The organism is Hansschlegelia beijingensis (assembly GCF_045505405.1).
GTDB lineage: Bacteria > Pseudomonadota > Alphaproteobacteria > Rhizobiales > Methylopilaceae > Methylopila > Methylopila beijingensis_A.
Genome location: NZ_JBJKEX010000073.1, coordinates 1 through 12,132 on the forward strand (window position 1 = coordinate 1; position 12,132 = coordinate 12,132).

General features: G+C 69.0%; 11 protein-coding genes. 8 read left to right on the top strand and 3 right to left on the bottom strand.

Features of this window, described 5'->3' with window-relative positions; all coding sequences use genetic code 11:
- The 4 genes from ACIKT0_RS06960 to ACIKT0_RS06975 all read left to right on the top strand — a co-directional run.
- A partial coding sequence (locus tag ACIKT0_RS06960; RefSeq protein ID WP_407104637.1) for a hypothetical protein occupies positions 1-185 on the top strand: 185 nt, incomplete at its 5' end.
- A 108-nt stretch (positions 186-293) separates the two neighbouring features.
- Entirely contained in the window at positions 294-3,098 is a 2,805-nt protein-coding gene (locus tag ACIKT0_RS06965; RefSeq protein ID WP_407104638.1) for a [protein-PII] uridylyltransferase, read from the top strand.
- A gap of 158 nt (positions 3,099-3,256) precedes the next feature.
- Positions 3,257-4,327 carry a fatty acid desaturase family protein gene (locus ACIKT0_RS06970; protein WP_407104639.1) on the top strand — a complete coding sequence of 357 codons (1,071 nt, stop codon included), beginning with the start codon at positions 3,257-3,259 and terminating at the stop codon, positions 4,325-4,327.
- 98 nt (positions 4,328-4,425) lie between these two features.
- A complete protein-coding gene (locus ACIKT0_RS06975) occupies positions 4,426-5,877 on the top strand; it encodes an acetamidase/formamidase family protein (protein ID WP_407104640.1) in 1,452 nt (483 codons plus the stop codon).
- A gap of 64 nt (positions 5,878-5,941) precedes the next feature.
- Here the strand turns inward: ACIKT0_RS06975 and ACIKT0_RS06980 are convergent, their stop codons facing one another.
- On the bottom strand, positions 5,942-6,979 hold the full coding sequence (locus ACIKT0_RS06980; protein WP_407104641.1) for a glutamine synthetase beta-grasp domain-containing protein: 1,038 nt from the start codon (positions 6,977-6,979) through the stop codon (positions 5,942-5,944).
- Between the two features lie 333 nt (positions 6,980-7,312).
- On the opposite strand from ACIKT0_RS06980, the gene ACIKT0_RS06985 reads away from it, so the two are divergent.
- Positions 7,313-7,498, top strand: a complete 186-nt coding sequence (locus ACIKT0_RS06985) for a DUF2735 domain-containing protein (protein ID WP_407104642.1) — start codon at positions 7,313-7,315, stop codon at positions 7,496-7,498.
- A 66-nt stretch (positions 7,499-7,564) separates the two neighbouring features.
- Positions 7,565-7,951: a GFA family protein gene (locus tag ACIKT0_RS06990; RefSeq protein WP_407104643.1), complete on the top strand. Its 387-nt coding sequence runs from the start codon at positions 7,565-7,567 to the stop codon at positions 7,949-7,951.
- 18 nt (positions 7,952-7,969) lie between these two features.
- Here ACIKT0_RS06990 and ACIKT0_RS06995 read toward each other — a convergent pair whose 3' ends face one another.
- Positions 7,970-8,173 carry a hypothetical protein gene (locus tag ACIKT0_RS06995; protein WP_407104644.1) on the bottom strand — a complete coding sequence of 68 codons (204 nt, stop codon included), beginning with the start codon at positions 8,171-8,173 and terminating at the stop codon, positions 7,970-7,972.
- Positions 8,174-9,384: 1,211 nt separating this feature from the next.
- On the opposite strand from ACIKT0_RS06995, the gene ACIKT0_RS07000 reads away from it, so the two are divergent.
- The gene (locus tag ACIKT0_RS07000) at positions 9,385-9,861 is read left to right on the top strand and encodes a VOC family protein (RefSeq protein WP_407104645.1); all 477 of its coding nucleotides are present in this window, start codon (positions 9,385-9,387) and stop codon (positions 9,859-9,861) included.
- Between the two features lie 63 nt (positions 9,862-9,924).
- Complete coding sequence (lepA, locus tag ACIKT0_RS07005; RefSeq protein WP_407104646.1) at positions 9,925-11,730, top strand: translation elongation factor 4; 1,806 nt, start codon at positions 9,925-9,927, stop codon at positions 11,728-11,730.
- 3 nt (positions 11,731-11,733) lie between these two features.
- Here the strand turns inward: lepA and ACIKT0_RS07010 are convergent, their stop codons facing one another.
- Positions 11,734-11,988 (bottom strand): PilZ domain-containing protein, encoded by a 255-nt coding sequence (locus ACIKT0_RS07010; protein ID WP_407104648.1) that lies wholly within the window; start codon positions 11,986-11,988, stop codon positions 11,734-11,736.
- Positions 11,989-12,132 lie beyond the last annotated feature (144 nt).

The window sequence follows — 12,132 nt, forward strand, 5'->3', positions numbered from 1 at the left end:
CCGACCGCGCCTCCCCGGTCGAGCGCATGATCGACGATCTGCCGCTGTTCGCCGCCACCCGGGCCCGCCCTGAGCCGGAGGCGGAGCCCGCGCTCGAGGCGCTCGACGCGGTCGATCCCGACGCGCTCACGCCGCGCGAGGCGCTCGACGCGCTCTACCGGCTGAAGGCGCTGCGGAAGAGCTGAGTATCGCCGCGCCCCGCGCGCAATCACCACGCTCGCCGGCATGGCGCCTTACGCGGTTGCCCCCTATGTTTCGCGGCTTCTGATCCAAGCCCGGCTGCGCGAATCCCGATGTCGACCGTCCGCCAACGCCTGCGCGTCGCGCGAAACGCCCGTGAACTGGCCGACAGCGCCGCCTTGTCGCGCGAACTGTCGGCGCTTTCCGCGCGTCATCGCGGCGACTCCAATGCGCTTCGTCTCGCCGTGGTGGCTCACCTCAAGCAGACGCTCGCGGCCGGCCGCGAGACGGCCCGCCTCTGGCTGAACGAGGACGGCGCCGGCACGGCCTGCGCGCAGCGCCTGTCGGGCCTGATGGACGCCGTTGTGATGGCGCTGTTCCACCACGCGACCACCGACCTCTACCCGCGCGTGAACCCGAGCTCGGGCGAGCGGCTCGCCGTGGTCGCGGTCGGCGGCTACGGCCGCGGCTCGATGGCGCCGGGCTCCGACGTCGATCTGCTGTTCCTGCTGCCCTACAAGCAGACCGCCTGGGGCGAGAGCGTCGTCGAGGCGATGCTCTACGTGCTGTGGGACATGGGCCTGAAGGTCGGCCACGCGACGCGCTCGGTCGACGAGTGCATCCGCCTCTCGCACGCCGACATGACGATCCGCACCGCCGTGCTGGAGGCCCGCCGCATCACCGGCGACGAGGAGCTGTTCGAGGAACTCACCCGCCGCTTCGACGCCGAGGTGATCGAGGGCCGGGCGGCCGAGTTCGCCGCCGCCAAGCTCGCCGAGCGCGACGAGCGCCTCGGCCGCGCCGGCGCCTCGCGCTACTTGGTCGAGCCCAACGTCAAGGAGGGCAAGGGCGGCCTGCGCGACCTCAACACGCTGTTCTGGATCGCCAAATATGTCTGCCGGGTGCGCGACGTCGACGACCTCGTCGGCCGGGGCATCTTTTCGGCCGCCGAGCTCCGGCTGTTCAAGAAGTGCGAGGATTTCCTCTGGGCGGTGCGGTGCCATCTGCACTTCATCACCGGCCGGCCCGAGGACCGGCTGTCCTTCGACCTGCAGCGCGAGATCGCGGTCGCGCTCGGCTACACCGAGCATCCCGGCTTGCGCGACGTCGAGCGCTTCATGAAGCACTACTTCCTGGTCGCCAAGGACGTCGGCGACCTGACCGCGATCCTCTGCCACGCGCTGGAGGCGCGCCAGGAGAAGCCGAAGCCGCGGCTCGACCGCTTCCTCACCCGCTTCCGCAAGCGCAAGCCGAAGGCCGCGCAGGCGAGCGAGAACTTCGTCATCGAGGACGACCGCCTCAACGTCCGCGACGAAGGCGTGTTCGCGCGTGATCCGGTCGAGCTGATCCGCTTCTTCCAGATCGCCGGCGCGCAGGGGCTCGCCTTCCATCCGGACGCGATGCGGCTGATCACCAAGTGCCTGAAGCTGGTGGACGGCTCGCTACGCGAGAATCCGGAAGCGAACGCGCTGTTCCTCGAGATCCTGACCTCGCGCCGCAGCCCCGAAAAGGTGCTGCGGCGGATGAACGAGACCGGCGTGCTCGGCCGCTTCATCCCCGACTTCGGCCGCATCGTCGCGATGATGCAGTTCAACATGTACCACCACTACACGGTGGACGAGCACCTGCTGCGCGCGATCGGCGTTCTGGCCGAGATCGACGCACGCGAATCCTCGGACTCGCACCCGCTCGCCAACGAGCTGATGCCGACGCTGCGCGACCGCGTGGCGCTCTATGTCGCGCTGTTCCTGCACGACGTCGCGAAGGGGCGGCCGGAGGACCACTCGATCGCCGGCGCGCGGATCGCCCGCAGGCTGTGCCCCCGCCTAGGACTGACGCCGGCGCAGACCGACACCGTCGCCTGGCTGATCGAGCAGCACCTGACGATGTCGATCGTCGCCCAGTCGCGGGACCTGTCGGACCGCCGCACGATCGAGGACTTCGCCAAGATCGTGCAGAGCCCGGAACGGCTGAAGATGCTGTTCATCCTGACCATCGCCGACATCAAGGCGGTCGGTCCGGGCGTCTGGAACGGCTGGAAGGGCCAGTTGCTGCGCACGCTCTACTGGGAGACCGAGACGGTCCTGACCGGCGGCCATTCGGCCGGCGACCGCAAGAGCCTTGTCGAGCAGGCCAAGAACGACCTGCGCCAGCGGCTGTCCGACTGGACCGACGCAGAGTTCGAGGCCTACGCCCAGCGCCATTACGCGCCCTACTGGCTGAAGGCCGAGCCGGAGCGCGCCGCCCAGCACGCGCGCTTCATCGCGCGCGCCGACGCGGCCGGCGAGAAGCTCGCGACCGAGGTCGCGACCGACGCCTTCCGCGGCGTCACCGAGCTCACCGTGCTCGCGCCCGACCACCCCAAGCTGCTGTCGGTGATCGCCGGCGCCTGCGCGGCAGCGGGCGCGAACATCATGGACGCCCACATCAACACCACGACCGACGGCTTCGCGCTCGACACGATCTTCATCGGCCGCGCCTTCCCGGAGGACGAGGACGAGCTGCGGCGCGCCCGCCGCATCGCCGAAAGCATCGAGCAGTCGCTGCGAGGCGAGATCCGGCTGTTCGACATCGTCGCCAGCAAGACGCGCAGCTCCGCCAAGGGCCGGCCGCGGGCCTTCGAGATCCCGCCGGAGGTCACCGTCACCAATGCCTGGTCCGACCGCCACACGGTGCTGGAGATCGTCTGTCTCGACCGGCCGGGCCTGCTCTACGAGCTCACCAACGCGATCTCGCGCCTCAACCTCAACATCGCCTCCGCCCATGTCGCGACCTTCGGCGAGCGCGCGGTCGACGTGTTCTATGTCACCGACCTGACCGGCGCTAAGATCGCGAGCGCGGCGCGGCAGACCTCGATCCGCAGCCGCCTGATGGCGGCCCTGCAGGCCGAGGACAAGCGGGCCGCGCCGGCCAAATAGGGCCGCGCCCGGCGCAAGCCCTCGCGGGCGCAACGCTTCGTTGCGCTTCGTGAGGCGCCCCGCCCTGTGCGCCGGCGCCCGCGAATGCTATGTTGCGGGACGAAATCGTTGCGCTCCGCGCCGTCCCGGACGGGCGGAGAAGGAACCCGCCGGACCAGATGCAGCACACCACCGCCGCTTCCGAGCGCGCGCTCGCCGCGACCGCGCACAAGCTGACCGCCGACCTCGCCGCCGCGAGGCCCGCGATCTACTGGGCCGACCTGATCCTCACGGCGCTGGTCGCCTACGCGGCCTTCGCGGGCGCGCTTCTGCTGCCGACCGGCCTCGAGCGCGCCGCCGCCTTCGTGGTCTCGGCGCTCGCCTTCTACCGCGGCGTCAGCTTCATCCACGAGGTCAGCCACCTTCGGCCGCAGGACGTGCCGGGCTTCAAGGCGGGCTACAACGCGCTCATCGGCGTGCCCTATCTGGTGCCGTCGCTGATGTATGAGGGCGTGCACAACCAGCATCACGCCAAGTCGCGCTACGGCACCGCGCTCGACCCCGAATACATGCCGCTCGCCCGCCAGACGGTGTGGCACGTGCTCGGCTTCATCGCGATCTCGGCGCTGGCGCCGGTCGGCCTGCTGATCCGCTTCGGGATCCTGACGCCGCTCGCGGCCGTCATCCCGCCGCTGCGCAAGTTCGTGGTGGAGCGCTGCTCGGCGCTGGCGATCAACCCTGCCTTCATCCGCGACCACCCGACCGACGCGCAGCGCCCGCTCTGGATCCTGCTCGAGACGCTGTGCAGCCTGTGGGCCCTCAGCTTCGTCGGCCTGACAGTCGCGGGCGTGATCCCGCTGCGCGTGTTCCTGACGGCGCTCGCGCTCGGCTCCACGGTCGCGGTGATCAACCAGCTGCGCACTCTGGTCGCCCATCACTGGGAGAACGAGGGCGACGAGATGAGCTCGACCGGCCAGTTCCTGGACAGCGTGAACGTGCCGCCGCCCTCGACGCTGCCGATGCTCTGGGCCCCGGTCGGCCTGCGCTATCACGGCCTGCACCATCTGCTGCCGCGCCTGCCCTACCACGCGCTCGGCGCCGCCCACCGCCGCCTCTGCGAGGCGCTGCCGCCGGAAAGCCCCTATCACAAGGGCAGCCACCGGGGCTTCTGGCACGTGACCGGCCGCCTGCTCGGCGCCATCCGCGACAACCGCCGCGCCCCCCGCCCGGAAATCGTGCCGGGGGAATAGGGCCCTAAGCCGCACGGCGCCGCCCCGCTGGCGCCGCGCTTGCTCATCCCCCTGCGCCGGACGTCATCGTCCGATGAACGCCAACGGGGATGCAGCCCATGTGCCGCGGCGACGACGCCAACTGCCCGCAATTTGAGCTTCACTACCGCGCCTTCAAGGAGGAGCTGAGCGCCGAGCGGCGCGGCTTCCTCAAAAGCTCCTTCGTGGCGGCCGGGGGGCTGGCGACCCTTGGGGCCGCCGGCGCCGCCTCGCTGGTGACGCCGGCGCTCGCGCAGGCTTCCGCCGCCCGCGCGCCCGGCGAGCGCAGGCACCATCATCTGCCAGCGAACGCCGCCACGGTGCACTGGGGCTATTTCTCGAAATCGCTGAAGCCGCGGGTGGAGATCGAGTCCGGCGACATCGTCACCATCGAGACGCTGACGCACCATGCCTGCGACGACCGCGAGCGGATGGTCGAGGGCGACCCGGGCGCCGAGAGCGTGTTCCTGTGGACCAGCGACCGCAAGGGCGTCGACCGCCGCGGCGCTGGGCCGACCGACCCCAAGGTCTACAAGAAGGGCTCCGGCGAGGGCCAGGGCGTCCACGTCATGACCGGGCCGGTTTACGTCCGCGGGGCGGAGCCCGGCGACGTGCTGGAGGTCCGCATCCTGGACTGCGCGCCGCGGCCCTGCGCCAACCCGAAGTTCAAGGGCAAGGCGTTCGGCTCCAACGCCGCCGCCTGGTGGGGCTACCACTACAACGACATGCTCGACGGCGCGAAGCGCGAGGTGGTGACGATCTACGAGGTCGACGCCACGGGCGCGAAAAGCTGGGCGCAGGCGGTCTACAACTTCAAATGGGTTCCGCAGACCGACCCGTTCGGCGTCGTGCACGAGACCATCGACTATCCGGGCGTGCCGGTCGACCATTCCAGGACCAGCCGCAACTTCGACGTCCTGAAGGGCGTGCGGCTGCCGATCCGGCCGCATTTCGGCACGCTCGGCCTCGCGCCGGCCGAGGCGGAGTTCGTCGACACGATCCCGCCCAACCATGTCGGCGGCAACATCGACAACTGGCGCATCGGCAAGGGCGCGACGATGTACTACCCCGTGGCGGTCGAGGGCGCGCTGCTCTCGGTCGGCGACCCGCATGCGAGCCAGGGCGACAGCGAGCTCTGCGGCACCGCGATCGAGTGCTCGCTCACCGGCGTGTTCCAGCTCATCCTGGACAAGAAGGCCGACCTGCCGGGCACGCCGCTCGAGGGGCTCGACTATCCGATGCTCGAGACCCAGGACGAATGGCTCGTGCACGGCTTCTCCTTCGCCAACTATCTGAAGGAGCTCGGGCCGGACGCGCAGTCGGCGATCTACGGCAAGTCGTCGGTCGACCTCGCGATGCGCGACGCCTTCCGCAAGATGCGCCGCTTCCTGATGGACACGCAGAAGCTGACCGAGGACGAGGCGGTGTCGCTGATGTCGATCGGGGTCAATTTCGGCGTGACCCAGGTGGTCGACGGCAACTGGGGCGTGCACGCGGTGGTGAAGAAGGACATCTTCGCCGGCCGCGCCTGAGGCCCAAAGCAAAACGGCGCCGGACTCGTCGTCCGGCGCCGTCGGCAGGGAAGTCCGTCGGAAATTACGCGGCCGCTGCCGCCTTCTCGATCGCGACCTCGGAGATCGTCTTCAGCACCTGGCTGGCGATCTGGTAGGGGTCGCCCTGCGAGTTCGGGCGGCGGTCCTCAAGATAGCCCTTGTAGCCATTGTTGACGAAGGAGTGCGGCACGCGGATCGAGGCGCCGCGGTCGGCCACGCCGTAGCTGAACTTGTTCCACGGCGCGGTCTCGTGCTTGCCGGTCAGGCGCATGTGGTTGTCCGGACCGTAGACCGCGATGTGCTCCTCAAGGTTCTTGTCGAACTGCGCCATCAGCGCCTCGAAATACTCCTTGCCGCCGACCGTGCGCATGTACTCGGTCGAGAAGTTGCAGTGCATGCCCGAGCCGTTCCAGTCAGTGTCGCCGAGCGGCTTGCAGTGGAACTCGATGTCCACGCCGTACTTCTCAGTCAGGCGGAGCAGCAGGTAGCGGGCGATCCACATCTCGTCGGCGGCCTTGCGCGAGCCCTTGCCGAAGATCTGGAACTCCCACTGGCCCTTCGCGACTTCCGCGTTGATGCCCTCGTGGTTGATGCCGGCGGCCAGGCAGAGGTCGAGATGCTCCTCGACGATCTGGCGCGCGACCGCGCCGACGTTCTTGAAGCCGACGCCGGTGTAGTAGGGGCCCTGCGGGGCCGGATAGCCCTGCTCGGGGAAGCCGAGCGGACGGCCGTCCTTGTAGAAGAAATACTCCTGCTCGAAACCGAACCAGGCGCCTTCGTCATCAAGGATGGTGGCGCGCTTGTTCGAGGCGTGCGGCGTCACGCCGTCCGGCATCATGACTTCGCACATGACGAGCGCGCCGTTGGTGCGGGCCGGGTCGGGATAGAGCGCGACCGGCTTCAGGACGCAGTCGGAGCTGTGGCCCTCGGCCTGCTGCGTGGACGACCCGTCGAAGCCCCACAGCGGAAGCTGCTCGAGCGTCGGGAAGGCGTCGAATTCCTTGATCTGCGTCTTACCGCGGAGGTTCGGCACCGGCGTGTACCCGTCGAGCCAAATATACTCAAGCTTATACTTCGTCATCGCGGGTCTCTCATACCTCAGTGATGCGATCTGCGGGAAACCGCTCCGTCAGGTGAGCCGCTGCGCGAAACCGCGCGACGGCCCAGGCCGCCATCTGATGCATTTCGCGTGCCACTCTGCCGAAAACCGCGGCGCCGGGTCTGCGCAGCGCCCGCAGGTGGAACCAAAGGCGCGTTTCGTCCCTTCCTTTCAAAGCCCGGATGGCGCCCTCGCTGCGGCAATCGGCTGATTGCACGTAGTTTCGGCAATTGCTGCTTTTTGATTAGGCAGACCGCTTAAATTCACGACAGGCGGTGCTACATTCGGGGGAACAGCAAGACGAAAGAAACGCCCATGACCAACACCATCCAGGGCTCCGCCAAGATCTATCAGTTCCCGCTCCGCCGTCTCGGTCTCGGCGGGCAGCGGCCCGGCCAGGCCGCCTCCCAGACCCCGGCCCCGCAGGTCAAGGTGCTGGCCTCGAGCGGCTGGTATCATGACGCCGCGATCGAGGACGCCCGCCGCAGCGGCAAGCACTGAGCCTCACGACCGACTGTTAAGGCCGTCTTGTCGCGCATAGCCTGACGGCGTGACGGAGGGTCGAGCATGTCGCAGAGCGGCGGCTGCCTGTGCGGCGGCGTCCGGTACCTCATCAAGGGGCCGCTCGGCGCGCCGGTCGCCTGCCATTGCGAGCAATGCGCCCGCACCAGCGGGGCCTTCGCGGCTATGGCCGCCTGCCGGACTGAAGACCTGACTATCCAGGATTCGGGCACGCTCGCCTGGTTCCAGTCCTCCGAGACCGTGCGGCGCGGCTTCTGCGGGCGCTGCGGCGGCAATCTGTTCTGGACCACGGAGCCCGAGGACCAGACCTACGTCACCGCCGGAACGCTCGACCGCCCGACCGGCCTGCGGCTCGCGCAGCACATCTTCGTCGCGTCGAAGTCGGACTATTACGACCTGACGGACGGCCTGCCGCAGAAGCCGGAGTGGTGAGGCCGCGCGGCTGACGCCTTAGGCCCTCAGGCAGGCGTTGATCTTCTCGATCACTTCCGGCAGCGGCTCGAGCACGGTGAACATCAGGCCGTCGCCGCCGGTGCCGCCGCCGGCGGTGTGCACCATCGTCTGACGGCCATGCTCGCGCACCGCCACGACATTCGCGGGGTGCAGGAAGACGAGCGACCTCGTGTCGGAATCGGTCAGCGAAATCATCTTCATCGGCGAGCCCCCCCGCTCTGTCGGGCCGCCACCGTCCCACCCCGCCGGCCGACTGTCGAGGCGGACAAACGGCTATCCGCCTTCTCCCTCCTCGCGGCGCAGCCGTGGGGAGGGTGCCCCTCGCGGCAGCGAGGGGTCGGGTGGGGCCTTGGGCGTAGGGCGCCGTCTGTCATGCCCGCTTGCGGGCATCCACGACTTCCTTCCGCAACGCCAGCAAGAGAATTCGGGGATACCCACGCGAAGGCGCGGGCATGACGCGGAGGTTCGGGCGGGTCGTTCCGAAACCACCCCACCCGGCCGGGCTTCGCCCGGCCACCCTCCCCTCTGCGAGGGAGGGAAAAGAGCGCCCCTCGCCCGAGCCGCGCCGCCTCTTCTCCCTCCTCGCGGCGAAGCCGTGGGGAGGGTGGCCTCGGCCGACAGGCCGAGGCCGGGTGGGGTCTTCGGCGTAGGACGCAGCCCGTCGTCCTCGGGCCTGCGACGGACCCGCAGATTCGCCGTCATGCCCGCTTGCGGGGCATCCACGACTTCCTTTCCCCCCGTCGCGCCCGCTACCCAAGTCGTGGATACCCGCGCGAAGGCGCGGGCATGACGCGGGGGTTCGGGCGCCCGATCCCGCCTGCACCCCACCCGGCCGGGCTGCGCCCGTCCACCCTCCCCTCTGCGAGGGAGGGAGGAGAGCGCGCTTCGCACGGGCGCGACGGCCCCTTCTCGCCCGACGTGACCCTTCTCGCTGGCCCCGTGTATTAGGATTATATTCTTTACATGCGCCGCCGTTTATGGCAGCCTCCCCAAACCTTCTCCCAATCCTGGGAGGCGTCGCCGGGCCGTCCGGCGGCACGGGAGAGGGGCGGAGCCTGCGGCGGGAGGGACCGGCTCTCCCGTCCCGGGACCTGTAGTCGGGACGGCGCGCGAGAATGCGCGTCGCGCGTCATGCCCGCGGCACTACGACCGCGGAGTGTAAATGGAGCTATTCCCGATCTTGCCTAAATCCGTGCGCGGGGGCGCCACAGCGCCACCAGTCACCTAACCAGGGGCGGTGCGGCGTCCCCGCGTCTCCAGGCAGTTTGAATCGTTTGGCCCTGCCTTGCCCCGACGCCCTGCCGGGCGCCTCCGCGCGCCTGCGTGAGGGCGTCATTTTTTCCACCGCCGTCGTCGGCGCCACCGATCGCTGAACGTCCTTGCCCCGAACGCAGCCCGCCAGGAGGAATCAGATGAGCCCGAAAATCTCGCCCTGCCTGTGGTTCGTCGATCAGGCCGAGGAAGCCGCCCGCTTCTATACGAGCCTGCTTCCGGACAGCCGGATCAGCCGGGTGCAGCAAAGCCCGGTGGACACCCCCGGCGGCCCCGCCGGCTCCGTGCTGCTGGTCGAGTTCACGCTGGCGGGCCGGCCCTACATGGCGCTGAACGGCGGCGCGCCTGCCCCGGCGCACCCGCTCGCGGTCTCCTTCGCCGTCGCCCTCGAGACCCAGGAGGAGATCGACCGCCTGTGGGAGGCGCTGATCGCGGACGGCGGGGCGCCGCGGCAATGCGGCTGGCTGGTCGACCGCTACGGCTTTCCCTGGCAGGTGTTTCCCTCGTTCGTCCTCGATCTTCTCGGCGATCCGGCCAGGGGGCCGCGCATGATGGCGGCCCTGATGGAGATGGTGAAGCTCGACGTCGCGGCCCTGAAGGCTGCGGCGGAAGGCTGAGGGGCGCGTCCGCGGGCCCTGATCTCCTTGCCGTTGCGGCCGCCCCCTGCTATCCGCCGCGCCATGACCGCAGCGCCGCAGAAAAACATCCGCAACTTCTCGATCGTCGCCCACATCGACCACGGGAAGTCCACCCTCGCCGACCGCCTGATCCAGCAGACGGGCGGGCTGCAGGCGCGCGAGATGACCGAACAGGTTCTCGACTCGATGGACATCGAGAAGGAGCGCGGCATCACCATCAAGGCGCAGACCGTGCGCCTCAGCTACAAGGCGCAGGACGGCGAGACCTACATCCTCAACCTGATGGACACGCCGGGGCACGTCGACTTCGCCTACGAGGTGTCGCGCTCGCTCGCCGCCTGCGAGGGCTCGCTGCTGGTGGTCGACGCCAGCCAGGGCGTCGAGGCGCAGACGCTCGCCAACGTCTACCAGGCGCTCGACAACGGTCACGAGATCGTGCCCGTGCTGAACAAGATCGACCTGCCGGCGGCCGAGCCTGACCGCGTCAAGGAGCAGATCGAGGAGGTGATCGGCCTCGACGCCTCCGACGCGGTGCCGATCTCGGCCAAGACCGGGATCGGGATCGACCTCGTGCTCGAGGCGATCGTGAAGCGGCTGCCGCCGCCCAAGGGCGACCGCGCGGCACCGCTCAAGGCCATGCTCGTCGACAGCTGGTACGACACCTATCTGGGCGTCGTGGTGCTGGTGCGGGTGGTCGACGGCGTCCTCAGGAAGGGCATGAAGATCCGCCTGATGGGCACCGGCGCGTCCTATGACGTCGACAAGGTCGGCGTGTTCACGCCGAAGATGACCGACGTCGCGGAGCTCGGTCCGGGCGAGATCGGCTTCCTGACAGGCTCGATCAAGGAGGTCGCGGACACCCGCGTCGGCGACACCATCACGGAGGAGAAGCGGCAGACCGCCGAGATGCTGCCGGGCTTCAAGCCTGCGCAGCCGGTCGTGTTCTGCGGTCTCTTCCCGGTCGACGCCGCCGACTTCGAGGACCTGCGCGCCGCGATGGGCAAGCTGCGCCTCAACGACGCGAGCTTCACCTACGAGATGGAGACGTCTGCGGCCCTCGGCTTCGGCTTCCGCTGCGGCTTCCTCGGCCTGCTGCACCTCGAGATCATCCAGGAGCGGCTGGAGCGCGAGTTCAATCTCGATCTGATCGCGACCGCGCCCTCGGTCATCTACAAGATCAAGATGAACGACGGCTCCGAGATCGAGCTGCACAACCCGGCCGACATGCCGGACGTGGTCAAGATCGACGAGATCTCCGAGCCCTGGATCCGCGCCACGATCCTCACGCCCGACGAGTATCTCGGCGCGGTGCTGAAGCTCTGCCAGGACCGGCGCGGCGTGCAGATCGACCTCAACTATGTCGGCAAGCGCGCAATGGTGGTCTACGACCTGCCGCTCAACGAGGTGGTGTTCGACTTCTACGACCGGCTGAAGTCCATCTCGAAGGGCTACGCCTCGTTCGACTACGCTATCACGGACTACCGGGTCGGCGACCTGGTAAAGATGTCGATCCTGGTGAACGCCGAGCCGGTCGACGCGCTGTCGATGCTGGTCCACCGCACCCGCGCCGAGGCCCGCGGCCGCGCGATGTGCGAGAAGCTCAAGGAGCTGATCCCGCCGCATCTGTTCGTGATCCCGGTGCAGGCGGCGCTCGGCGGCAAGATCATCGCCCGCGAGACCATCCGGGCGCTGCGCAAGGACGTCACCGCCAAGTGCTATGGCGGCGACGCCACCCGCAAGCGCAAGCTGCTGGAGAAGCAGAAGGCCGGCAAGAAGAAGCTGCGCCAGTTCGGCCGCGTCGAGATCCCGCAGGAGGCGTTCATCGCCGCCCTGAAGATGGACGAGTGAGCGTCAGGCGAACTCGACCTCGACGTGCCGGTCCTTCATCTCGACGATCCGGCAGGGACGGATGATCTGGTCGGCCTCGATCGCGAGGTCGAAGCGCTCCGGCAGTCCGACCACGGTCGAGACGTCGAGCCCGGCGCCGGTGGGCGACAGGGCCCGGACCGTGCAGTCGATGGTCGAGGCGCCCTTGTTGAACAGGATGCGGCCGCCCTTGAACACGCGCCGCCGCCCGGGCTTCTCGCGCGTCGCGGAGCGGCCCATGACGCAGCGGTCGCGTCCCTCCGCCTTCGCCCGGTAGACCGCCGCGTCCGAGCCGGACCGAGACGACCATCGTGGCGATCACCTTCGCGGCGGGCCTCTTCGTCAATCTGGAGTTCGCCGTCTATGGCGGCGTCATCGTCTCGC